Origin of the sequence: Actinoallomurus acaciae (assembly GCF_042429965.1) — a bacterium.
In the GTDB taxonomy this organism is placed as follows: Bacteria; Actinomycetota; Actinomycetes; order Streptosporangiales; family Streptosporangiaceae; genus Actinoallomurus; species Actinoallomurus acaciae.
The window spans coordinates 1-21,662 of the sequence record NZ_JBHLZP010000031.1 but is presented as its reverse complement, the minus strand read 5'-3'; the positions used below and the strand labels follow the sequence as shown (position 1 = coordinate 21,662).

Here is a 21,662-nt window from a genome sequence, read left to right as displayed (position 1 = left end):
CATGGCACTGACCGAACGCCAGCAGGAGATCAAGGACGCCTTCGTCTCCGTCCGCGGGACGTGGAGCGAGTCCTGGGAACGCATCCTCGAACTGGACGCCGAGTTCCTGAACGCCTACCTCCAATGGTCGTCGGTGCCCCTCCGCAAGGGACATCTGGAGCCCAGGGTCAGGGAGTTCGTCTTCATCGCCGCCGACGCCGCGGCGACGCATCTCTACACCCCGGGCATCCGTCAGCACGTCCGGGCCGCCCTCGACCACGGCGCGACCGCGGCCGAGGTCATGGAGGTGCTCGAGCTGACCAGCACGCTCGGCATCCACGCCTGCAACATCGGCGTGCCCCTGCTGCTGGAGGTGCTCGAAGAGGAAGGGCTGCGGGACGGGCCGGCGCCGCTGAGCGCGCGGCAGGAGGAGCTGAAGGCCGAGTTCACGGCCAACCGCGGCTACTGGCACGCGTTCTGGGACGGCCTGCTGGAGCTGGACCCGGAACTGTTCGCGGCGTACGTCGACTTCTCCTCGGTGCCCTGGAAGACCGGAACGCTGGAGCCCAAGGTCAAGGAGCTGGTCTACACCGCGTTCGACGCGTCGGCCACCCATCTGTACGTCCCGGGCCTGAAGCTGCACATGCGCAACGCCGTACGCCTCGGCGCGAGCACCGAAGAGATCATGGAGGTGCTGGAGATCGTGAGCGTCGTCGGCATCCACGCCGCGACCGTCGGCGTGCCGATCCTCGCCGAGGAACTCGCCAGGTCCGATGGTTGAGCCGGTGGGCGCCGGCTCAGGCGGACACGCCTTTGCGCGCGCCCTTCGCCGGGGCCGGCGGCTCGGCCTCCCGCGCCTCCTGCTCGGCGAGGGCCCGCAACACCACCCGGCCAGCCTCCTCGACGTGGCGGCTGCACGCCGCCGCGGCGGCGTCGGCGTCGCCGGCGTCGAACGCCTTCATGATCGCCTGCAACTCGGCGAGGCTCTGCGCCGGGCGGCCCTCCACGGCCAGCGACAGGGAGCGCAGCACGCTCACCCGCGCGTGCAGCCCGGCCACGACCGAGCGCAGGGCGTCGTTGCCACCGCCCTCGAACAGCACGTCGTAGAAGGAGTCCTTGGCGGCGAGCAGCGGGGAGCCGCGGGAGGCCAGCCGCTCGATCCGGGCGAGCGCCTTGGCCAGCGCGCCGCGCTGCGCCCGCGAGGCGTTCAACGTGAACAGCCGGCCGGCCAGGCCCTCCAGCGTCGAGCGGACCTCATAGAGCTGCCGGGCCTCTTCCGCGGAGACGCTGGCCACGATCGTTCCCTTGTTCGGGATCGTCGTCACCAGGCCCTCGGCCGTCAGCTCCCGCAGCGCCTCGCGGATCGACGTGCGCGACACCCCGGTCATCTCGACGAGCTCGCGTTCGATGAGCCGCTGACCTGGAAGAAGACGCCGCTCCACGATCGCCTGCCGCAGATTGTCCAGCACCTGAGTCCGGACCGGCGCCGGTGTCCGCTCGACCCGCAGCCCGCTGGCGATGTCAGCCACGCCCTGATCCCGTCCGATGAACCGACAAAAGCATCCTCCGAATGATATCGCGCAGGACCCCGGTGATTGTCATCTGGTCCGACAAACTCGCAGACCCTGGAGGGGTTGCGATCAGATCGTATGACAATGATACGATCATACAATCTTCCCCACGTGTGAAGGAGTGCGGATGGGCGCGGTAGAGAAACTGCTGGTGGGCGCGGTGGACCTGCACTGCCACTCCGGTCCGTCGCCGATGCCGCGGCGGATCACCCACGCCGAGGCCGCGCGGCAGGCCTCCGAGGCGGGGTTCCGCGCGATCGTGGTCAAGTGTCACTACCACGACACGGTGACCGACGTGCTCTCGATGGCGCCGCTGCTGGAAGGGCTGAACACCGAGGTGTTCGGCGGGATCGCGCTCAACAGCCAGGTCGGCGGGCTCAACCGGCACGCGGTCGACCGGTCGCTGAAGATGGGCGGCAGGGTCATCTGGTTCCCCACCATCTCCTCGACGGCGCACCTGTGCCACGCCGCCCATGACGAGGAGGTGCAGAAGCACTTCCAGCCCAGGGGCATGATGCAGAGCGAGGAGATCTCGATCTTCGGGGACGACGGCGACCTGCGCCCCGAGGTCGGCCAGATCATCGCGCAGGCCAAGGAGGCGGGCGCGCTCATCTCCACCGGGCATCTCGGCCCCGAGGCCGCCCGCGCGCTCGTCGAGGCCGCCGCGTCGGCGGGCCATGACCGGCTCGTCCTCAGCCACCCCAACTACGTCGTCGACGTGGAACGCGAGCAGGCACGCGAACTGGCCGGGCTCGGCGCGGTCATCGAGCACGAGATCGCGATGTACCACAACGACAAGATCTTCCCGCTCTCCGTACTCCTGGACTGGATCGACCTCATCGGCCCCGAGCACACCTCGCTCGGCTCCGACCTCGGCCAGGTGGGCAACCCACTGCCGGTCGAGGCCTACATCCAGGTCATCGGCAGGCTCCTCGACAGCGGGATCTCCGAGAAGGACATCGGCCTGATGATCCGCGACAACCCCGCCCGTCTCATCGGCCTGGACTGATCGGATGGCCGCCAAGAACCGACGCCGTCCCCTGCGCGTCGCGATAATCGGTGCCGGCTTCGGCGGCCTGGCCGCCGCCGTCAAGCTGCGGCAGCGGACCACCGCCGAGTTCACCATCTTCGAGCAGTCCGCCGGCGTCGGCGGCACCTGGTGGGCCAATCGGTACCCGGGTTGTGAGGTGGACATCCACTCGCACGCCTACTCGTTCTCCTTCCTGAAGTACGAGTGGCGCCGCACCCACGCCACCCAGCCCGAGCTGCTGGCCTACGCCGAGCACGTCACCGACCGGTTCGGTCTGCGCGAGCACATCCGGCTGAACACCCGCGTCACCCACCTGGCCTGGGACGAGGACACCCGGCAATACCGGCTGTCCACCGAGCACGGCGAGGACTTCACGTTCGACGTCGTGATCTGCGCGCTCGGCCTGCTGAGCGTCCCGCGCTACCCCGACTGGCCCGGCCTGGAAACCTTCCGCGGCCCGCGCTTCCACACCTCGTTGTGGGAGGACGAACACGACCTCACCGACCGTACGGTGGCCATCGTCGGCACGGGTTCCACCGCGGCGCAGATCGTGCCCGCGATCGCGCCCAGGGTCGGGCGCCTCCTCGTCTACCAGCGCGAGCCCGGCTGGATCGAGCCCAAGCGCGAGCGCCCCTTCACGGCACGCGAGCGGTGGTTCTACCGCAACGTGCCACTCGCGCAGCGAGCCCACCGCGGCTGGCTGTTCTACCAGTCCATGCGCAGGTTCAAGGGCTTCGACGTGGGCACCGAGCGGCAGCGACGGATGCGGGAGAGCTGCGTCGACTTCATCGACACCACGATCGAGGACCCGGACACCCGCGCGGCCGTGACGCCGCAGTACCCCTGGGGCTGCAAGCGGCCCATCATCGCGTCCACGTTCTACGCCGCGTTCAACCGGCCCAACGTCGAACTCGTGCCGCACGCCGTCACCGCCGTGACCGAGGACGGGCTCATCGACGACTCGGGCACCAAGCGACAGGCCGACGTCCTGATCCTCAGCACCGGCTTCCAGCCGACCCGCTTTCTCGCCGGCATCGAGGTCGAGGGCAGCGGCGGCCGGAGCATCCACGACGTGTGGGCGAAGCGGCCCTCGGCCTTCCTCGGCGTCACCGTCGCGGGCTTCCCCAACCTGTTCATCCTCTACGGTCCGAACACCAACGGCGGGCTGTCCATCATCGCCCAGCTCGAACGGCAGGCCGAGGTCGCGGTCAGAGCGGTCGCCCGCCTGCAACGCGGCGGCGTACGCAGCGTGGACACCCGGCCGGGGGCGCAGCGAAGGTACGTCGAGTGGATCGACCGGCAGCTCGCCAAGCACGCCTCGGCCATGGACTCGGGCTGCCACAACTACTACCACGGACCCGACGGCGCGAACGTCACGCAGTGGCCGCGCACCCACCTCGCCTACCTGGTCGCGACCCGGGTGTTCGCGCGGTTCGGCCTGCGGGCCCGGCCCTAGGCCTGAGACCGCCGGGAGTCGCCGCGCGGGTGTTCGGGGGGTCGGCCGCGGACCGGTGCGTACCGGTCGAAGGTGCATTCGAGCAGGCCCTCGCCATGGGTCAGGCCCGGCAGCCGCCGTTCGAGCTCGTGCACCCGTGCCGCCGGGATCTCGCCCTCGACCGTGCGGACCGTGCCGTGGACCTCGCTCGTGCGCGGCACGGCGCGCAGCCGGCCCAGCACCGGCGCGAGCCCGCCGTACGTGTCCTCGGGCGCCTCCAGGTGGAACCGCTGGAGCGGCTCGCAGACGACCGTGCCGGCCCGCCGCAGCGCCGTCGTCAGCACCAGCGGGGTCAGACCGCGAAAGTCCGCGGCGGTGCTGACCGGGGGGAAGTACGCCGCCCGGGTCACGGTGACCGTGCAGTCGGTGACCTGCCAGCCGCGCAGCCCACGCCGCAGCGTCGCGTGCATGGTCTCCTCGACCGCGGCGAAGAAGGCGTACGGCAGGCAGCCGAGCTCGACCTCCAGCCGGAAACGCGTGCCGGAGCCCGCCGGGGCCGGGTCGACGCGCAGCCCGATCGTGGCGAGGAACGGGTTGCGGTCCTTCTGCCCGACCGCCACGGCCTCTCCCGTACCGGCGGGCCGCTCGACGTGAAGTGTCGTGGTGTCGCGGAACTCCACGTCGAGACCGAAGTCACCGGCCAGCGTCGCCTGGATGACCTCCTTTTGCACCTCTCCGTACAGGGACACGGAGATCTCCTGGCCGAGTTCGTCCTGCCGGAGGCCGATCAGCGGGTCCTGCTCGGCGAGTTCGGTGAGCGCGGCGTGGAGCGCGCCCCGCTCGGACGGACGGCGCGGCACGACCACCGTCTCCAGCGTCGGGGGCGCGAAGTGACCGGCCGCGTCGCCGGACGGGGGGTCGCCCAGCGAGTCGCCGATCCGGACGCCGCCGAGGCCCCACAGCCGGGCGATGTCACCCGGCCCGGCGCAGCCGCGCGGCACCGCCGCCCCGCGGTCGAAGACGCTGATCGCGGTGATCTTCGCCGTTCCCGTGTCACCGAACCGCAGCGCGTCCCGCACCCGCACGGTGCCGGAGAACAGGCGCGCGTACGCGATCTTCTCCCCCGCCGCGCCACGTTCGATCTTGAAGACGGTGCCCGAGACCGGGCCGTCCGCGGCGTCGCCGGCCCGGGGGAGCAGCTCACGGATGCCGGCGGTCAGCGCGTCCACGCCCATCCCCGTGATCGCCGAGCCGAAGAACACCGGATGCGCCAGCCCCCGCCGCACCTGGGCGGCGAGCGCCTCGCGGAGCCGCGCGTGGGCGACCGCGGTCTCGTTCTCGACGTACGCGGCGAGCAGGTCGTCGTCGCGTCGGGTCAGCAGGTCGGCGAGGGCCGCGCGGAAACCGTCGTCGGCCGGGCCGTACGGGGTGAACTCCGCGTCGCGCGTGCCGAGGCCGCGTACCGCGCCCATCGCCACGATCGAAGGCGTCAGCCTCCCGGCCACCGAGCGCAGCAGGTCGTCGTACCGCGCGCCCCGGCGGTCGATCTTGTTCACGAAGACGAGCGTGGGGATGCGCAGGCGGCGCAGCGTGCGCATGAGGATGCGGGTCTGCGCCTGCACGCCCTCGACGGCGGAGACCACCAGCACGGCCCCGTCGAGCACGCCGAGCACCCGCTCCACCTCGGCGATGAAGTCCGGGTGGCCGGGAGTGTCGATGAGATTGACCGTGAGGTCGCCGAGGCGGAACGACACCACTGCGGACTTGATCGTGATGCCGCGCCGGCGTTCGAGCGCCGACGAGTCGGTCTGGGTGCTGCCGTCATCGACGCTGCCGACCGCGTCGATGACACCGGCGGCGTAGAGGAGCCGCTCGGTCAGGCTGGTCTTACCGGCGTCGACATGGGCGAGAATTCCGAGGTTGAGCGTTGACACCGAGCGTCATGTCCTTGAGGTAGGCGAGAACTCCCTTGCGTGTGGACATGGACGCTTGGCGCATTGCTCTCTCCATCGATCGGCGGCTTGTCGCGGGGATTACACCAGGTGGCCGCCACGGAGGGCAACGGGATTTACGCGGCCCCGCCCGGTAGCCGGGCGGGGCGGTCGCGTCAGACGCGTTCGAGGACGATGACGGGGATCTCCCGCTCGGTCTTCTTCTGGTAGTCGTTGTAGGCGGGCCAGGTCTCGGCCATGGCCTCCCACAGCGCGGGCTTCTCCTCCGGCGTCGCCGTACGGGCCCGCGCGGCGAACCTGTCGCCCTGGACCTGAACCTCGACCTCCGGGTTGGCCTGCAGGTTCGTGTACCACAGCGGCGGCTTGTCGGCGCCGCCCTTGGAGGCGATCACCGTGTAGGCGTCGTCGCCCTTCTTGCGGTAGATCAGCGGAGTCGTGTGCTTCTGCCCGGTCTTACGGCCGATCGTCGAGAGGAGCAGGACCGTCGTCCCCTGCCAGTCGTGTCCCTCGGCGCCATCGGTCTCCTCATAGCGCTCGACGTGTTCGCGGCCAAACAGCATGTGGCTCTCACCTCATCTGAGCTCGGGTATCGAACAACCAACGGGCACCCGTGATACTTCCCGGCCCCTCCGGTCGCCCGACGGCCTTTGTTGATCGATACTGGCTACGTGAGCGCCGAAGAGACCGGGCCGGTCCAGCTGGTCGAGGAGTACGGACCCGAGTGGGCGCCGGGCGTGTTCGAGCGCGGCACCGACGGTCCGCTGTTGATCCTCGCCGGCGTGGACGGCTCGCCGACGGCCATGCGAGCCGGCGCGTACGCCGCCGGGCTGGCGCGCCGCCAGCGCTCGCGCCTGGTGTTCGTGTACGTCGCGGCGCCCTCGCTGTGGACCGGGATGTCGGCCGGACCGGCGGTCGCCGCACAGGAGCAGCTGTTCGGGGAGCTGATCGACGAGCTGCGCGCCCAGATCCGCGAACGCGCCGACGAGATCGACGTGCCGATCACCTTCGTCGTCCGGCGCGGTGACGCGTTCGTCGAGCTGCGCGACGCGGCGACCGAGCTCCACGCCGACATGGTGGTGGTCGGTTCGTCCGAGCAGGCGGGCCACCGGCTCATCGGCTCGGTCGCCTCCCGCCTGGTCCGCGCGGGCCGCTGGCCGGTGACCGTCGTTCCCTAGGCGGACGGGCCGGCCAGGGCGCCGGAGCCCCGTCCGCAGAGGCTACTTCACCGCCATCGCGTTCGCGGGTGAGCCCACTCCGCCGATGAGGTTCAACGGCTTGGCGGTCAGCAGGAACTCGTACCGCCCGTCCGTCGCGCACGCCTTCGCCAGCTCATCCAGCTTCCAGCACTCACCGAGCAGCAGGCCCAGCAGGGCGATCAGCGGGCGGTGCAGCATGCCGTTGTGCGACGGGCCGCGCTCGGGTGACGCCTCGCCCTCGATCACGAAGCCCGAGTTCGGGTCGACCGGGTAGGCCTCGACGCCCGCGTTGTCGCTCGCGACCATCGCGATCTGGTGGTCCCACAGGTACTCCACCATCTCCGTCGACTGGCCCAGGCCGGGTGCCCTCATGCCGTTCGCGCGGAAGGCGTCCCGCCCCTCCGGCGTCATTGCCAGATAGTGCTCCGACCAGCCGGTCCGTACCAGCAGGATGTCGCCCGACTCGAGGCCGACCCGGTGAAACTCCAGCGCGGCGTCGAGGTCGGCGGGCGTCACCCTCTGGTCGGTGGTGACGTCGTAGGCCCGGCCCGCCGCGTCGAAGTACCTCGGCAGATCGACCAGCACACCGCGTCCGACGATTCCCCGGTCGGCGACGAGCTGGATGCCGAGGTCCGGGCGGCCCACGTCGACGGCCTCGTCCGCGACGCCGCCGTAGAAGCCGTGCTCCGGGTGGCGCATGTGCCGCAGGCCGTCGATCTGGGTGGTCGACTGAAGGTAGAACCGGTCGAGCCAGTCGTCCCGGTGGTTGGGGTTGTTGCTGAACATGTGATGCTCGGTCGCCGGCCGGGTTCCGGCGATGCTCGGCACGAACGTGTTCAGCGGGTAGTCGAGGTTGTGGACGCGTCCGGTGGTGACCAGCCCCGCGGCGCGTACGGCCGTCTCCGGGGTGAGGAAGTTCAGCGTTCCCAGCTGGTCGCCCGTGCCGAAGACCCCCCACGACGAGCCGGGCGGCCCGTCGGTACGGGCGAGCAGCTCACGGTAGGTCGGCACGTCGATCCGGTGACCCGGCATCGGCAACCCCTCTCGTCATGACCGCGGACTAGGTGACGGGCAGCTCTCTGGCCGGCGGCCCTGCGGCCTGCGTGTCGCCGGACTCGACGGCGGCCAGGTCCGTCCCGCGGGTCTCCTTGGCCATGATGCCGCCGATCACGACCAGGACCCCGCCGAGGAACGCGAGCACGGCCGGCGTGTAGTTGTACGGCATCCAGCCCAGCAGTCCCGTCTGGTAGAAGACGAACAGACCCGGGATGATCGTGGCCGAGCTGTAGCCGATGCCCCAGCCGGAGGACCGCGCCCTGGTCGGGAACAGCTCGTTGATCCAGGCCGGCATGATGCCGACCGCCATCACGGTCGCGGCGGCCACGAAGAACGCGGTGACGATGAGCGCGGTCCAGTTGGTGTACCTCATCGAGCCCATCATCGCCAGGGCCGCTCCCTGGACCACCGCCATGACCACTCCGCTCACGATGATGGCCGGCTTACGGCCGTACCGGTCCGCCATCCACCCGCCGATGACGTAGAAGAACGGTACGAGGATGTTGCAGAAGATGATCGTCAGCGTCACCCGGTTCGCGCTGAAGCCCTTGTGGGCCGCCAGGAGCTGTGGCATCAGGGAGCCGAGCATGTTGGTCCCGAAGAAGATGCCGGTCATCACGATGAACACCTGGGCGAACGCCGTGCGAGAGGAACCGGTGAAGGCGTCGCGCAGCGGCGCCTTGGCCAGCTCGGCCTTCAGCCACACCTCGGACTCCTCCACACGCCGGCGCAGGAAGAGACCGACCCCGGCGGCGATGATCGCACCGGCGAAGAACGGGATGCGCCAGCCCCACTGCACGTATCCCGAATGGATGCTCCCGGCCGGCGCCACGTGCAGCGCGATATAGGTGAAGACCGCGATGGCGACGTAGCCGGTGGTCGACGAGCTCTGGATCGCACCGCCGATGATTCCTCGCCGGTGTGGTGAGGTGTGCTCGATGGCCAGTGGGGTGGCGGCGGTGTACTCGCCGCCGAGGAAGATCCCGTCGACGAACCGGAGCGCGATCAGCAGGGTGATCGCCGCGCCGGCGCCGATCTGCGCGCTGCCGGGCAGACAGCCGATCAGCAGCGTGCACACCGCGAACCCGAAAATGCTGATCGAGCCGGTGCGCCGGCGGCCGAGCCGGTCGGAGAGGTGACCGAAGATCACCGCGCCCAGCGGACGTCCCAGCAGCGTCGAGGCGAACGTGAAGCCCGTGACGAGCCGCGCCGCGTCGGACGACAGGCCCGAACTGAAGTACATCATCGCCGGCAGGAGCGCCACCGATGGCAGATAGATGTCGAAGGAGTCGATGAAGAATCCCGCGTACGCGCTCCTCACCGCTCGCCGTCGGCGGAGAACGAGGTTCTGGTCGCTCTCGGTCGGATCAGTGGTCGGTCGTGCCACCATGTCTTCCTCGCTTACTCCCCCGAGTGCGGCCCGGCCCTGCGGCAGCGGGATCTCGCGGTGCGGGCCGGACTTTGGACACATCCGCGAGCCGGACTCGCGGATCACGATCTGCGGACATCGCCTGGTGGGGGCGGTGAGCGACCGTCGTTAACTTCCACGAAATGTAGGATCGTCATACATCTCATGTCAACACTCGCGGGACACTTGATTGTATGACGATCAGACGGTTAGGTTGGGCCGCACGGCAGGTGGCGGGCGGCGACGGACCCTACGTCCCGTCCCGGCCCTGGCAGTGTCAGCGGTCATGGCCCTGTGGGCCGGATGGGAGCTGGGCGTGATGGAGAACGGTCGCGGGCGGCTGGAGCGTGGACTGAGAGCGCGGCGCGAGACGCTCGGAGACGGACATGTGGAGCGGTCGCTGGCGGCCGCGACCGAGTTCTCCCGGCCGATTCAGGAGTATGTCACCGAGACCTGCTGGGGCGACATCTGGACCCGGCCGGGGCTGGACCGGCGCACCCGCAGCCTCGTCAACCTGGGCATGCTGACCGCGCTGAACCGCATGCACGAACTGGCGGTTCATGTGCGCGGCGCCCGCCGCAACGGCTGCACCGAGACCGAGATCCAGGAAGTACTGCTCCAGACCGCCGCCTACTGCGGCGCCCCCGCCGCCCTGGAGTCCTTCCGCGTCGCCGAGAAGGCCTTGAAGGAGTTCCGAGCCGAAGAGACTCGATCCGTTGACGTCTGAGCCCGGCATGGCGGTGCGGTCCGGTGCGTCGACGGTGGCCGACATGCTCGACGGCTACGGCGTGACGCACGTGTTCATGGTCCCCGCCATCCTGCGGCGGACGTTCGCCGAGCTGGAGCGCCGCCATCCCGGGATCGCGCGGATCGCCACCCACGGAGAGAAGTCGGCCGCCTACATGGCGGACGGGTACGCACGGGTGTCCGGCCGGGTGGGCGTCTGCGCGGCGCAGGTGGTCGGCGCGCTCAACCTCGCGGCCGGGCTGCGGGAGCCTTTCCTGGCGCACTCGCCGGTGCTCGCGCTGACCGGCGGACGGCTCCCGGCGACCAAGTTCCGGCAGGTGTACCAGGAGATCGACGACCTGCCGGCCTTCGAGCCCGTGACCAAGTTCAACGGCTCCATCGACGACGTGACCCGCTTCCCCGACATGATCCGGCACGCGTTCCGCGTCGCGACGACCGGCTGTCCCGGGCCGGTGCATTTGCAGGTCCAGGGGAACGAGGGCCAGCTCGACGCGGAGGAGGCCGAGCTCGATCCGCTGGTGGAGCCGCGGTACGCACACGTGCCGCCCTTCCGCCCCGAGCCCGACGAGGCGGCCGTCACGGCGGCGTTGCGCGAGCTGGCCGCCGCCGAGCGGCCGGTGATCGTCGCCGGCGGTGGCGTACGGGCCTCCCGGGCCGGCGGCGAACTCGTGGCCCTGGCCGAGACACTGCGGATCCCCGTGGTCACCTCCGCGAACGGCAAGGACGTCATCCCCGGTACGCATCCACTGTCGGCCGGGGTGGTCGGAACCTACTCGCGGGAGAGCGCCAACAACGTGGTCGGCCGGGCCGACATGGTCTGTTTCATCGGCACCAGGACCGGCGGCATGACGACCCACTTCTGGGCCGTGCCTCCGGTCGGCACGCCGGCCGTCCAGATCGACATCGACCCGGAGTTCCTCGGCCGCAACTACCCTCTGCGGGCGGCGGTGCTGGGCGACGCGCGGCAGGTGCTCCGCAAGATGATCGCGCTGGCCGACGCGCATCCGCGGACCGGGCGAGACGGCTGGGTCGAGGAGGTCGCCCAGATCAAGGCCGCGTGGCGCAAGAAGTACCGAGAGGTGCTGACCAGCGACGACGTCCCCGTACGGCCGGAGCGGATCTGCGCCGACCTCAGCGAGTACATACCCGACGACGCGGTCGTGGTGGCCGACACCGGACACGCGGGCATGTGGATGGGGCAGTTCTTCGACGTCACCGCGCCCTGGCAGGACTACCTGCGCAGCGCCGGCCATCTGGGCTGGGCCTTCCCCGCCGGGATCGGCGCCAAGGCCGCCGCCCCGGACCGGCCCGTGTTCGTCTTCACCGGCGACGCGGGCCTGTACTACCACCTCGGCGAGATCGAGACGGCGGTCCGCTGGAAGATCAACTCCATCACCGTGGTCAACAACAACCGCGGCGGCAACCAGAGCAAGCGCGGCTTCGACCGTGCGTACGGCGGCGCGGCCACCGACCGGGCACGTGAGATGTGGACCTACCAGGACATCCGGTTCGCCCGGATCGCCGAGGAGATGGGCGCCCTGGGGATCACGGTCGACGAGCCCTCCGACCTGGTGCCCGCCTTCGAGCGGGCGGTCGAGGCGGGCCGGCCCGCGGTCATCGACGTGCGGACCGACATCGGCGTGGTGGCGCCGGTCCCGGTCACCTGAGGTCCCAACGGAGGTTCGGATGACCGATGATCACGGCTCGGCGGCGCGGTTGGACGTGGCCGCGCTGCCCGACGGGTTCGACCGGCTCCTCCGCGACGCCGTCGACGTGCACGTCCATGGCCAGCCCGACCTGTCCGCCGCCTTCCCCAACCGCGGCGACGACCTGGCCGTCATCCGGCTCGCGCACGCGTACGGCATCGCCGGGTGGGTGCTCAAGTCGCACCTGTGGATCACGACCGACCGTGCCGCGCGGTTGCGGCAGCAGGTCGCCGATCTCGGCTTCGAGGTCTACGGCAGCGTCACGCTCAACCCCGCGATGGGCGGGGTGTCCGCGACGGTCGTGGAACTGGCCGCCGCCCACGGCGCACGGGTCGTCTTCCTGCCGACCTGGGGTTCGGCCGCCGACGTCGGCCGTGGCGGATACATCTCCACGCTGCTCGGCCGGATCTCCCCCTCCTTCGCGGACTACGCCGGCCGCGAGGCGATCTCGCTGCTCGCCTCCGACGGCAGCCTGACCGGGCCGGCCCGCGAGGCGATCGACGCGTGCCGCGACCTCGGCCTGTCCCTGGCGACCGGGCACGTGTCGCTGGAGGAGAGCGAGGCGGTGGCCCGCTACTGCGCCGGCATCGGGCAGCGGCTGATGATCACGCACCCGCTCCACTACACGCGCGAGGCGGACCGGCTGCGGGAGCTCGCCGACCTCGGCGCGTACGTCGAGTTCTGCAACGGCCCGCTCCTGCACCCCGACTCCCACCACACGATCCGCGACGTCCACGACGCGCTGTCGGCGATCGGCCCCGACCGCGCGGTGCTCAGCACCGACGCCTTCTCCCGGTGGGCCCCGGCCGAGCCCGAGTGCCTGCGGATCTTCGTGGAGCAACTCGCCCACCTCGGCTGGCAGCCGGACCGGCTGCGGCGCATGACCGTCGACAACCCGCGCGCCTTCCTCGGGATCCCCTCATGACCGAACGCTTCACAACGCCGCGCCCCGAGGACATGAGCCCGGAGCAGCGCGCCGTGTACGACCTGTTCGCCTCCGGCCGCCGCGCGGCCTCCTCCAGCGCGTTCTCCCTGGTGGACGCCTCGGGGCGGCTACAGGGGCCGCCCGCGGCCTGGGTCCTGCATCCACCGCTCGGCAGCGCGCTCGAACGCCTCGGAGCGGCGATCCGGTACGAGCTGACGCTCCCGGCTCGCCTCCGGGAGATGGTCATCCTCATGGTCGGCCACCACCACCGGAGCCCCTTCGAGGTGTACGCCCACGTGAAGGCGGGGGCCGCCGCCGGACTGTCGCCGGCCGACCTCGACGCGCTCGCCGGCGGCCGACGGCCGGACCTGATGACCGGCGAGGAACGCACCGCGTACGACGTGACCCGGCAGCTGCTCGACACCGGCGGGCTCGGGGAGAACACCTATGCCGAGGCCGTCGTCTCACTCACCGTGGAACGGCTGTTCGAGCTGGTCACCCTCGTCGCCTACTACTCGATGGTCGCGATCCAGCTGGCCGCCTTCGACCTGCTGCCGCCCGAGGAGACGGACCGATGAGCGATCACTCCATCTGGGTCCTGGAGTACGGATACGTCGACCGGTTCCCGGCCAGCAACCTGTTCGCCGCGCAGCCGAACGAGGGCCACCGGCGGATGCCGTACTGCTTCGCCCTGGTGCGCTCGGCCGATCGCTGCGTGCTGGTCGACAACGGCTTCGCCGACGAGGCCACGTACCGGCGGCTGACCGACAAGTATGGCCGGACCCGGTGGGCCGCGCCCGTGCACGTACTCGACCGGATCGGTGTCACCGCCGCCCAGGTCGACGCCGTGGTCCTCACGCACAACCACTTCGACCACGCCGGCTGCACGGGCGCCTTCCCGAACGCCCACGTCTACATCCAGCGGCGCGAGATCGCCCAGTACGAGGCCGCGCTGGAACGGCCGCGCCGCTTCGAGTACCTGACCCGGTCGTGCGAGCCGGGCCTGCCCGCACTGCTGGCCGAGCGCGACCGCGAGGGCCTCGCGACCTACCTCGACGGCGCCGCCGAACTCGAGCCGGGCCTCGCCGTACGCCCGGCCTTCGACACCCACACGGCGGGCTCCCAGGTGGTCGCGGTCACCAACGAGACGGACGGCGACTGGGTGTTCGCGGGCGACAACGTCTACTCGTACGAGAACCTGGAGGGCCTGCACGGCGACGGGATCCTCGCGCCCATCGCCATGACGACCGGCAGCGCCACCGGCTGGCTGGCCTTCGCCGAGGACCTGCTCTCCTCCGTCGCCGGGGACACCCGGCGGATCATCCCGTTCCACGAGCACCGGATCTGGGAACGGTTCCCCTCCCACGAGTTCGACGACGGGCTGCACGTGGCCGAGATCAGCCTGGCCGGCGGCCACGGCAGCCTCCTGCCCTAGATGTAATGACCACGGACGTTGCCAGGGGCGTGCCTGCGCTTCCGCCGGACGCCGGTCTGATCCACAGCGGGAGGCGATCAGTCTTCGGCGAGGTGGGGTGCGGCCAGTGCGGCGAGCTCCGCGCGGCTCGTGACGTCGAGCTTGGTGTAGACGTGGGAGAGGTGGGTCTTGACCGTGCTGCGGCTCATGAACAGCCGCGCGCCGATGTCGGGGTTGCTGAGCCCCTCGGCGGCCAGGCGTACGACGCTGCGTTCGGCCGGGGTGAGTCCCGCCCGGCCGTTCGACGGTCGCCGCCGTGGTCCGCGGGCGCGCCGGGCCCACTCCACCGCCGCGCGCACGTCGAGTGCACCGCCCACGCCGCCGCCGGTCCGGTCGGCCGCCCGGATCGGTGTCAGCCCGGGATGATCTGGTTCTTCTCGATCACGCGGACGCCGTTCGGCGTGACGGTGAAGCGCTCTCGGTCCTCTTCCAGGTCCACGCCGATCCGTGCGTCGTCGGGCACGGTCACGTTCTTGTCGATGATGGCGTTGCGTACGACGGCGCCGCGCCCGACCCGTACGCCGTCCATGAGGACCGAGTCGTGCACCGACGCGCCGGAGTCCAGGTGGACGCCCGGCGACAGGATCGACCGCTCGGCCGTGCCGCCGGACAGGATGGCGCCGGGGGAGACCATCGAGTCGACCGCGTACCCGCGCCGGCCCTCCTCGTTGAAGACGAACTTGGCCGGCGGCAGCGGGTCGTGGCCCGTGTAGATCGGCCACTTCCGGTTGTACAGGTTGAAGATCGGATGCACCGAGATCAGGTCCATGTGCGCCTCGTAGAAGGCGTCCAGCGTGCCGACGTCGCGCCAGTAGCCGCGGTCGCGGTCGGTGGCCCCGGGCACCTGGTTGTCGGCGAAGTCGTACACCTGCGCCTGCCCGGCCTCGACCAGCTTGGGGATGATGTCCCCGCCCACGTCGTGGCGGCTCATGGTGTCCAGCGCGTCCCGCTTGACGATGTCGATGAGCGCGCGCGTGTCGAAGACGTAGTTGCCCATCGAGGCGTAGATCTGGTCGGGCGTGCCGGGCAGGCCGGCGGCGTCCTTCGGCTTCTCCCGGAACGCCGTGACGCTTCGCCCGTCGGGACCGGTCTCGATGACGCCGAACTGGTCCGCCAGCGACAGCGGCTGGCGGATCGCCGCGATCGTGACGCCCGCGCCGGAGGCGATGTGCTGGTCGACCATCTGCCGCGGGTCCATGCGGTAGATGTGGTCGGCGCCGAACACCACGACGTGGTCGGGGCGGTCGTCCTCGATGAGGTTGAGGTTCTGCAGGATCGCGTCGGCCGAGCCGGCGAACCAGTGCGGGCCCAGCCGCTGCTGCGCCGGCACCGGGGTGACGTAGTTGCCCAGCAGGGTCGACATGCGCCACGTACGGGAGATGTGCCGGTCGAGGCTGTGACTCTTGTACTGCGTCAGCACCACGATCCGCAGGTAGCCCGCGTTGGCCAGGTTCGACAGCACGAAGTCGATGAGCCGGTACATGCCGCCGAAGGGCACCGCCGGTTTGGCCCGGTCGGCCGTCAGCGGCAGGAGCCGCTTGCCCTCGCCACCCGCCAGCACCATGGACAGGACCTGAGGCGTCGCCATGGAGCGACGATAACCGCCCAGGTCACCCCCGGAACAGACGTAACGGGATCTTTCGCTTTACGCTACTGGGCATGCGCGTCGATCTGCTCAGCCGTGAGTACCCGCCGGAGGTCTACGGCGGCGCGGGGGTGCACGTGGAGTACCTCGCGCGGGAGCTGCGCGCGCTCTGCGACGTCCGGGTGCACGCCTTCGGCGCCGAGCGCGACGAGCCGGGCGTCTCCAGCCACCGCGTTCCCGGCGGCCTGGAGTCGGCCAACGCCGCACTCCAGGTGCTGGGCGTCGACCTGGAGATGGCCGCCGCCTGCGCCGGTGCGGACCTCGTCCACAGCCACACCTGGTACGCCAACCTGGCCGGGCATGTCGCCAAGCTGCTGCACGGCGTCCCGCACGTCGTCACCACGCACAGCCTGGAGCCGTTGCGGCCGTGGAAGGCCGAGCAGCTCGGCGGCGGGTACGCGATCTCCTCGTGGGCCGAGCGCACCGCCATCCTGGCCGCCGACGCGGTCGTCGCGGTCTCGGCGGGCATGCGCCGCGACGTGCTCGCCTGCTATCCCGAGGTCGACCCCGAGCGGGTCACGGTGCTGCACAACGGGATCGACACGGCGCAGTACGCGCCCGACCTGGGCACGGACGTGCTGGAGCGGTTCGGCGTGGACCCCGGCCGCCCCTCGGTGGTCTTCGTGGGCCGGATCACCCGGCAGAAGGGGCTGCCGTACCTGCTGCGGGCGGCCCGGTCCTTCGACCCGTCCGTGCAGCTCGTACTCTGCGCCGGCGCGCCGGACACCCCCGAGATCGCCGCCGAGGTCGATGCGCTCGTCGACGGCCTCCGCCGCGAACGCCAGGGCGTCGTGTGGATCGCGGAGATGCTGCCGCGCCCGCAGGTCGTCCAGCTGCTCAGCCACGCGAGTGTGTTCGCCTGCCCGTCGATCTACGAGCCGATGGGGATCGTGAACCTGGAGGCGATGGCCTGTGAGGCGCCGGTCGTGGCCACCGCGACGGGCGGCATCCCCGAGGTCGTCGCCGATGGGGAGACCGGGCTGCTGGTGCCGATCGAGCAGGTCGCCGACGGCACGGGCCTGCCGGTCGACCCCGAGCGCTTCGTCGCCGACCTGGCCGAGCGGGTCAACGCGCTGGTCGCCGCGCCGGACCGCGCCGCGATGGGACGGGCGGGCCGCCGCCGGGCGGTCGAGCACTTCTCCTGGCCGCGGATCGCCGAGCGCACCCGGGAGCTGTACGCCCGGCTCACCTGAGCCCCCGGCACACTCTCTAATGTGACGTACATCACGTCCGACTTGTCGGAATTGATTGACCGGGCGGCCAGTTATTCATGGGTGATTGACCGTCCGGCCAGTCAAACGAGACGGAGGTGGCATTCATGAAAGCCTGGACCCGATGGCAGGACTGGGTGGCGTTGGTCGCGGGTCTGTACGCGGCTCTGTCTCCGATCTGGGTCGACACCACGCACGAAGGCGGTGCCGTCGCCTCGCTGATCGTCCTGGGTGCGCTGCTCGTCGTCACGAGCCTCGTCTCCCTCGCCCGCGCGGCCGGTGCCGTGACGGAGTGGCTGATCGCGCTCTGGGGAGTCCTGCTCTTCATCGCCCCCTGGGTGATCACCTACACCGGGCACAGCGGTGCCGCGTGGACCTCCTGGGTCGTCGGTGTCATCGCCGTGCTGGCCGGCCTCAGCGTCGGCGCCACCGGCGAACTGACGCACCGCCGCGCCGTCACTCACTGATCCCCCGACCGACACACGTACGCTGGCGAGGGGCCGGGCAGGCAGCCCGGCCCCTCGTCGTATTCCAGGGGAGGAGTCCTCATGCCCGGCACCTCACGCGTCCGCTCGGCCGAGGACAGCCGCGCGCGCATCCTGGACGCGGCCGAGGCGCTCTTCGCCGAGGAGGGGTACGACGCCACGCCCACGTCGCGCATCGCCGAGCGCGCCGGCGTCTACAAGGGGCTCGTCTTCCACTACTTCGCCCGCAAGATCGACATCCTGCTGGCCCTCGTCGACCGCGTGCCGATCGAGCAGATCGCGTCGCTGGAGGCGGAGGTGGTGCCGGGCGACGTCCCCGCGACCCTGGGCAACGTGGCCGCCGACTTCGACGTCTGGTACACCCGGTCCTCCGGGGCGCGGCTCATCCTGTTCCGCGAGGCGGCCACCCACCCCGAGGTCAGCGGTGCGCTCGCCGAGGTGAACGCCAAGCTCATCGGCCTCGTGCGCCGGGCCATCGAGGGTGCGCTGCCCGACCCCGCCGTGCCCGAGGGCCGCCGGACCGCCGCTGCCACGACCTTCGCCGTCGCCCTGCTCAACCACGCGCACTGGCGTGACGTCGGCCTGCCGACCTTCGACCTCGCCGGCGTCGCCGAACTCCTCGGCGCGGGGCTCACCGCGTAGGGACCGCTCACCGCGGTGACTCCCGAGACGCATCCGCTCGCAGCGGATAACCTGTCACAAGGGGGCGTGAGTTAGGTTGACCTAAGCAACCCATTGAGGAGTCATCGATGGCGAACGATAGACCGGCCCGAAAGGGCAGAAAAGTGACCCGGGCGAAGGTCCTGCGAGTCCAATGGATCACGCCGCACATGATCCGCGTGTTCATCGGCGGTGAGGGCCTGGCCGGCTTCGGCGCGGGCGAGTTCACCGACCACTACGTCAAGCTGCTGTTCCCGGCGCCGGGCGCGACCTACCCCGAGCCGTTCGACATGGACGTCATCCACCGCGACCTGCCCCGCGAGCAGTGGCCCCGCATGCGTTCCTACACCGTACGGAGCTGGGACCCGCACGCGCTGGAGATGAGCATCGACTTCGTCTACCACGGCGACGAGGGCCTGGCCGGCCCGTGGGCCGCGGGCTCCCGGCCGGGGGACGACGTGCTGTTCCTGGGCCCGGGCGGCGCCTACCGGCCGTCGCCGAAGGCCGACTGGCACCTGCTGGTCGGCGACGAGAGCGCCCTGCCGGCCATCGCCGCGTCCCTGGAGGCCCTGCCGCAGGGTGCCCCGGCCCGGGTGTTCATCGAGGTCGCGGGCCCGGGTGAGGAGCAGGAGCTGATCACCCAGGGCGACGCGAAGCTGGTGTGGCTGCACCGCGACGACGCGCCGGCCGGCGACGCGCTGGTCGAGGCGGTACGCGAGCTGGAGTTCCCGGACGGCGACGTGCACGCGTTCGTCCACGGCGAGGCGGGCTTCGTCAAGCGCCTGCGCCGCCACCTGCGCATCGAGCGCGGCATTCCGCTGGAGCAGCTGTCCATCTCGGGCTACTGGCGGTACGGCACCGACGACGAGGGCTGGCGCGCCGGCAAGCGCGAGTGGAACCGCGAGATCGAGGAGGAGGAAGCCGGGAACGCGACCCCCTAGAGGACGAAGCCGTTCGGCAGAGGGTCGGCCGGGTCGAGCAGGTAGTTCGCCGTGCCGGTGATCCAGGCGCGGCCGGAGATCTCCGGGACCACGGCCGCCACTCCGCCGACGCTGGTCGTGTCCACGAGGCGGCCCGTGAAGCGGGTGCCGATGAACGACTCGCTCACGAACTCCGCGCCCAGCGGCAGCTCGCCCCGCGCGTGCAGCTGCGCCATCCGGGCCGATGTGCCCGTGCCGCAGGGCGATCGGTCGAACCAGCCCGGGTGGATGGCCATCGCGTTGCGCGACAGCCGCGCGTCCGAGCCCGGCGCCAGGAACTGCACGTGCTTGCAGCCCGCGATCAGCGGATCGGCCGGGTGCCGCGGCATGCGCTGCTCGTTGATCGCCGCCATGACGGCCAGGCCCGCCTCGAGGATGTCGTCCTTGCGGGCGCGGTCGAAGGGCAGGCCGACGGACGACAGCTCGGCGATCGCGTAGAAGTTCCCGCCGTACGCCATGTCGTACCGCACCTCGCCCAGGCCCGGCACGCTCACCGTCAGGTCGTGGCCGAGGGCGAACGACGCGACGTTCCGCAGCGTGACGCGTTCGGCGTGCCCGTCGCGGACCGCCACCCGCGCCTCCACCAGGCCCGCCGGGGCGTCGAGCCGTACGACGGTCTCCGGCTCGGTGACCTCCACCATCCCGGTCTCCACCAGCACCGTCGCCACCCCGATCGTGCCGTGGCCGCACATCGGCAGGAAGCCGCTCACCTCGATGTAGACCACGCCCCAGTCGGCGTCCGGGCGCAGCGGCGGCTGGAGGATCGCCCCGCTCATCGCCGCGTGCCCGCGCGGCTCGTCGACCAGGAAGCGGCGCAGGTCGTCCAGGTGCTCCACGGCGTACCGCCGGCGCTCGGCCGCCGTCGCACCAGGGATCGGCGCCACCCCGCCCGTGACGACCCGCGTCGGCATGCCCTCGGTGTGCGAGTCGACCGCGCTGATCGTACGGATCGATCTCACCGGGCGGCCCTCCTGCGCTTCTTCGCCAGGGCGGCGATCGCGCGGTCCATGTCGGCCTTGACCTGGGCGCGCTGCTCGCCGTTCAGCGGCCCGCGCGGCGGCCGGCAGGGGCCGCCGTACCTTCCGATCCGGTCCATGCCCAGTTTGATGGCCTGGACGAACTCCGTACGCGAATCCCAGCGGAACGCCGCCACCAGCGGTTCGTACAGGTCCCGCGCCTCCTCCAGCCGGCCCTCGACGCCCAGCTCGTACAGCAGCGCCGACTCGGCGGGAAAGACGTTCGGGAAGCCGGCGAACCAGCCGGTCGCGCCCATGAGCAGGGCCTCCAGCGTCACGTCGTCCGCGCCCGCGACGACCTCCAGGCCCGGCGCCTTCTCCTGGATCTCCAGCACCCGGCGCACGTCGCCGGAGAACTCCTTGACCGCGACGATGTTGTCGATCTGCGCGATCTCGGCCAGCAGGCCGGGCGTCAGGTCCACCTTCGTGTCGATCGGGTTGTTGTAGACCATGACCGGCAGACCGACCGAGGCCACCGCCTCGAAGTGCGCGACGACGTCGGTACGGCTCGCGCGGTACATCGTCGGCGGCAGGCACAGCAGGCCGTCCGCGCCGTCCTCGGCCGCCAGCTCCGCCCAGTGCCGGGCCAGATGCGACCCGGGCGCGTGCACGCCGACCACGACGACGGCCCGGTCACCGACCGCCTCGATCGCCGTACGAGCGACGCGGCGCCGCTCCTCGTCGGTCAGCGAGGAGTACTCGCCGAGCGAGCCGTTCGGGCCGACACCCCGGCAGCCGTTGTCGACCACCCAGCGGCAGTGCTCGGCGTACCGGTCATGGTCGACCGCGAGCCCGGCGGGCGCGGAGGCGTCCTCACGGTAGGGGAGCGCGGTCGCCACGATGACGCCACCGAGCCCTTTGACCTGCTTGGTCACGAGACCTCCTTCATCGGGGGGTGATGAGGTGCGGGTGTTCGGCGGTCCGCTCCCTCACGGGGTGTGCTCCGTCTCGTGGGGCGGGTTCGCCAGCTCGCCGAGCCGGATCGGCCAGGCGACCGGCCGGTGGTGCGGGTTCGTGTCCAGCAGTTCGGCCAGTGTGGGACCGCAGATCCGCGCCTGGCAGGGGCCGAGGCCGGCACGGGTGCCGAGCCGTACGGCGCGGGCGTCGAGCCGCGGCGCGTCGGACCGGGCGGCGTCGCGCAGGGCGCCGTAGCCGGTCTCCTCGCAGCGGCACACGATCGTGTCCG

Annotated in this window: 23 protein-coding genes; 13 read left to right on the top strand and 10 right to left on the bottom strand. The window is 71.0% G+C overall.

Translation table 11 applies throughout. The features are described from left to right. The first annotated feature begins 1 nt into the window (after window position 1). Entirely contained in the window at window positions 2-760 is a 759-nt protein-coding gene (locus ACFFNX_RS06815; protein ID WP_378196908.1) for a carboxymuconolactone decarboxylase family protein, read from the top strand. A 16-nt stretch (window positions 761-776) separates the two neighbouring features. On the opposite strand, the gene ACFFNX_RS06810 is transcribed toward ACFFNX_RS06815, so the two are convergent. Next, window positions 777-1,508 carry a GntR family transcriptional regulator gene (locus tag ACFFNX_RS06810; protein WP_378196904.1) on the bottom strand — a complete coding sequence of 244 codons (732 nt, stop codon included), beginning with the start codon at window positions 1,506-1,508 and terminating at the stop codon, window positions 777-779. A gap of 169 nt (window positions 1,509-1,677) precedes the next feature. On the opposite strand from ACFFNX_RS06810, the gene ACFFNX_RS06805 reads away from it, so the two are divergent. Both ACFFNX_RS06805 and ACFFNX_RS06800 read left to right on the top strand, forming a co-directional pair. Next, the gene (locus tag ACFFNX_RS06805; RefSeq protein WP_378196900.1) at window positions 1,678-2,559 is read left to right on the top strand and encodes a DUF6282 family protein; all 882 of its coding nucleotides are present in this window, start codon (window positions 1,678-1,680) and stop codon (window positions 2,557-2,559) included. 4 nt (window positions 2,560-2,563) lie between these two features. After that, window positions 2,564-4,036, top strand: a complete 1,473-nt coding sequence (locus tag ACFFNX_RS06800; RefSeq protein WP_378196897.1) for a flavin-containing monooxygenase — start codon at window positions 2,564-2,566, stop codon at window positions 4,034-4,036. Here the strand turns inward: ACFFNX_RS06800 and ACFFNX_RS06795 are convergent. Further along, a complete protein-coding gene (locus tag ACFFNX_RS06795; RefSeq protein ID WP_378196894.1) occupies window positions 4,033-5,949 on the bottom strand; it encodes a GTP-binding protein in 1,917 nt (638 codons plus the stop codon). The genes ACFFNX_RS06800 and ACFFNX_RS06795 overlap by 4 nt on opposite strands. Window positions 5,950-6,122: 173 nt before the next feature. Beyond that, window positions 6,123-6,527, bottom strand: coding sequence for a nitroreductase family deazaflavin-dependent oxidoreductase (locus tag ACFFNX_RS06790; protein WP_378196891.1), 405 nt, complete (start codon window positions 6,525-6,527; stop codon window positions 6,123-6,125). A gap of 108 nt (window positions 6,528-6,635) precedes the next feature. On the opposite strand from ACFFNX_RS06790, the gene ACFFNX_RS06785 reads away from it, so the two are divergent. Continuing rightward, complete coding sequence (locus ACFFNX_RS06785) at window positions 6,636-7,142, top strand: universal stress protein (protein ID WP_378196888.1); 507 nt, start codon at window positions 6,636-6,638, stop codon at window positions 7,140-7,142. 42 nt (window positions 7,143-7,184) lie between these two features. On the opposite strand, the gene ACFFNX_RS06780 is transcribed toward ACFFNX_RS06785, so the two are convergent. Then, on the bottom strand, window positions 7,185-8,195 hold the full coding sequence (locus ACFFNX_RS06780; RefSeq protein ID WP_378196885.1) for a cyclase family protein: 1,011 nt from the start codon (window positions 8,193-8,195) through the stop codon (window positions 7,185-7,187). A 28-nt stretch (window positions 8,196-8,223) separates the two neighbouring features. Beyond that, a complete protein-coding gene (locus ACFFNX_RS06775) occupies window positions 8,224-9,609 on the bottom strand; it encodes an MFS transporter (protein ID WP_378196882.1) in 1,386 nt (461 codons plus the stop codon). A 304-nt stretch (window positions 9,610-9,913) separates the two neighbouring features. Here ACFFNX_RS06775 and ACFFNX_RS06770 point away from each other — a divergent pair, with 304 nt between their 5' ends. Genes ACFFNX_RS06770 through ACFFNX_RS06750 form a run of 5 tightly spaced genes read left to right on the top strand, consistent with a single transcriptional unit; the run spans window position 9,914 to window position 14,440 of the window. After that, complete coding sequence (locus tag ACFFNX_RS06770; protein WP_378196878.1) at window positions 9,914-10,354, top strand: carboxymuconolactone decarboxylase family protein; 441 nt, start codon at window positions 9,914-9,916, stop codon at window positions 10,352-10,354. Continuing rightward, window positions 10,344-12,041, top strand: a complete 1,698-nt coding sequence (locus ACFFNX_RS06765; RefSeq protein WP_378196875.1) for a thiamine pyrophosphate-binding protein — start codon at window positions 10,344-10,346, stop codon at window positions 12,039-12,041. The genes ACFFNX_RS06770 and ACFFNX_RS06765 overlap by 11 nt, the downstream gene beginning before the upstream one ends. A gap of 19 nt (window positions 12,042-12,060) precedes the next feature. Further along, the gene (locus ACFFNX_RS06760) at window positions 12,061-13,005 is read left to right on the top strand and encodes a DUF6282 family protein (RefSeq protein ID WP_378196872.1); all 945 of its coding nucleotides are present in this window, start codon (window positions 12,061-12,063) and stop codon (window positions 13,003-13,005) included. After that, window positions 13,002-13,583 carry a carboxymuconolactone decarboxylase family protein gene (locus tag ACFFNX_RS06755; RefSeq protein WP_378196869.1) on the top strand — a complete coding sequence of 194 codons (582 nt, stop codon included), beginning with the start codon at window positions 13,002-13,004 and terminating at the stop codon, window positions 13,581-13,583. Before ACFFNX_RS06760 ends, ACFFNX_RS06755 begins: the two co-directional genes overlap by 4 nt. Beyond that, window positions 13,580-14,440 (top strand): N-acyl homoserine lactonase family protein, encoded by an 861-nt coding sequence (locus ACFFNX_RS06750; protein ID WP_378196867.1) that lies wholly within the window; start codon window positions 13,580-13,582, stop codon window positions 14,438-14,440. Before ACFFNX_RS06755 ends, ACFFNX_RS06750 begins: the two co-directional genes overlap by 4 nt. A gap of 77 nt (window positions 14,441-14,517) precedes the next feature. Here the strand turns inward: ACFFNX_RS06750 and ACFFNX_RS06745 are convergent, their stop codons facing one another. Beyond that, a complete protein-coding gene (locus ACFFNX_RS06745; protein WP_378196864.1) occupies window positions 14,518-14,796 on the bottom strand; it encodes a helix-turn-helix domain-containing protein in 279 nt (92 codons plus the stop codon). A 35-nt stretch (window positions 14,797-14,831) separates the two neighbouring features. Next, complete coding sequence (glgC, locus tag ACFFNX_RS06740) at window positions 14,832-16,067, bottom strand: glucose-1-phosphate adenylyltransferase (RefSeq protein WP_378196860.1); 1,236 nt, start codon at window positions 16,065-16,067, stop codon at window positions 14,832-14,834. Window positions 16,068-16,138: 71 nt separating this feature from the next. Between glgC and glgA the strand changes: the two genes are divergently transcribed. The 4 genes from glgA to ACFFNX_RS06720 all read left to right on the top strand — a co-directional run bounded on the left by glgA (window position 16,139) and on the right by ACFFNX_RS06720 (window position 19,421). Then, window positions 16,139-17,317, top strand: coding sequence for a glycogen synthase (gene glgA, locus ACFFNX_RS06735; RefSeq protein WP_378196857.1), 1,179 nt, complete (start codon window positions 16,139-16,141; stop codon window positions 17,315-17,317). A 125-nt stretch (window positions 17,318-17,442) separates the two neighbouring features. Next, entirely contained in the window at window positions 17,443-17,802 is a 360-nt protein-coding gene (locus ACFFNX_RS06730; RefSeq protein ID WP_378196854.1) for an SPW repeat domain-containing protein, read from the top strand. 81 nt (window positions 17,803-17,883) lie between these two features. Beyond that, entirely contained in the window at window positions 17,884-18,462 is a 579-nt protein-coding gene (locus tag ACFFNX_RS06725; protein WP_378196851.1) for a TetR/AcrR family transcriptional regulator, read from the top strand. 107 nt (window positions 18,463-18,569) lie between these two features. Beyond that, window positions 18,570-19,421 carry a siderophore-interacting protein gene (locus ACFFNX_RS06720; RefSeq protein ID WP_378196848.1) on the top strand — a complete coding sequence of 284 codons (852 nt, stop codon included), beginning with the start codon at window positions 18,570-18,572 and terminating at the stop codon, window positions 19,419-19,421. Here the strand turns inward: ACFFNX_RS06720 and ACFFNX_RS06715 are convergent. The 3 genes from ACFFNX_RS06715 to ACFFNX_RS06705 all read right to left on the bottom strand — a co-directional run. Beyond that, window positions 19,418-20,419 (bottom strand): proline racemase family protein, encoded by a 1,002-nt coding sequence (locus ACFFNX_RS06715; protein ID WP_378196845.1) that lies wholly within the window; start codon window positions 20,417-20,419, stop codon window positions 19,418-19,420. The genes ACFFNX_RS06720 and ACFFNX_RS06715 overlap by 4 nt on opposite strands. Then, a complete protein-coding gene (locus ACFFNX_RS06710; protein WP_378196842.1) occupies window positions 20,416-21,351 on the bottom strand; it encodes a dihydrodipicolinate synthase family protein in 936 nt (311 codons plus the stop codon). The genes ACFFNX_RS06715 and ACFFNX_RS06710 overlap by 4 nt, the downstream gene beginning before the upstream one ends. A gap of 54 nt (window positions 21,352-21,405) precedes the next feature. After that, on the bottom strand, window positions 21,406-21,662 hold a 257-nt coding region (locus tag ACFFNX_RS06705), incomplete at its 5' end, for a (2Fe-2S)-binding protein (RefSeq protein WP_378196839.1).

What these genes read in the sequence shown, in the direction of transcription:
- ACFFNX_RS06800 (WP_378196897.1), top strand. Translation starts at nt 2,564, where the DNA reads ATGGCCGCCAAGAACCGACGCCGTCCCCTGCGCGTCGCGATAATCGGT.
- ACFFNX_RS06780 (WP_378196885.1), bottom strand. Translation starts at nt 8,195, where the DNA reads ATGCCGGGTCACCGGATCGACGTGCCGACCTACCGTGAGCTGCTCGCC.
- ACFFNX_RS06775 (WP_378196882.1), bottom strand. Translation starts at nt 9,609, where the DNA reads ATGGTGGCACGACCGACCACTGATCCGACCGAGAGCGACCAGAACCTC.
- ACFFNX_RS06725 (WP_378196851.1), top strand. Translation starts at nt 17,884, where the DNA reads ATGCCCGGCACCTCACGCGTCCGCTCGGCCGAGGACAGCCGCGCGCGC.
- ACFFNX_RS06790 (WP_378196891.1), bottom strand. Translation starts at nt 6,527, where the DNA reads ATGCTGTTTGGCCGCGAACACGTCGAGCGCTATGAGGAGACCGATGGC.
- ACFFNX_RS06730 (WP_378196854.1), top strand. Translation starts at nt 17,443, where the DNA reads ATGAAAGCCTGGACCCGATGGCAGGACTGGGTGGCGTTGGTCGCGGGT.
- ACFFNX_RS06720 (WP_378196848.1), top strand. Translation starts at nt 18,570, where the DNA reads ATGGCGAACGATAGACCGGCCCGAAAGGGCAGAAAAGTGACCCGGGCG.
- ACFFNX_RS06805 (WP_378196900.1), top strand. Translation starts at nt 1,678, where the DNA reads ATGGGCGCGGTAGAGAAACTGCTGGTGGGCGCGGTGGACCTGCACTGC.
- ACFFNX_RS06770 (WP_378196878.1), top strand. Translation starts at nt 9,914, where the DNA reads ATGGCCCTGTGGGCCGGATGGGAGCTGGGCGTGATGGAGAACGGTCGC.
- ACFFNX_RS06755 (WP_378196869.1), top strand. Translation starts at nt 13,002, where the DNA reads ATGACCGAACGCTTCACAACGCCGCGCCCCGAGGACATGAGCCCGGAG.
- ACFFNX_RS06750 (WP_378196867.1), top strand. Translation starts at nt 13,580, where the DNA reads ATGAGCGATCACTCCATCTGGGTCCTGGAGTACGGATACGTCGACCGG.
- glgA (WP_378196857.1), top strand. Translation starts at nt 16,139, where the DNA reads ATGCGCGTCGATCTGCTCAGCCGTGAGTACCCGCCGGAGGTCTACGGC.
- glgC (WP_378196860.1), bottom strand. Translation starts at nt 16,067, where the DNA reads ATGGCGACGCCTCAGGTCCTGTCCATGGTGCTGGCGGGTGGCGAGGGC.
- ACFFNX_RS06760 (WP_378196872.1), top strand. Translation starts at nt 12,061, where the DNA reads ATGACCGATGATCACGGCTCGGCGGCGCGGTTGGACGTGGCCGCGCTG.
- ACFFNX_RS06815 (WP_378196908.1), top strand. Translation starts at nt 2, where the DNA reads ATGGCACTGACCGAACGCCAGCAGGAGATCAAGGACGCCTTCGTCTCC.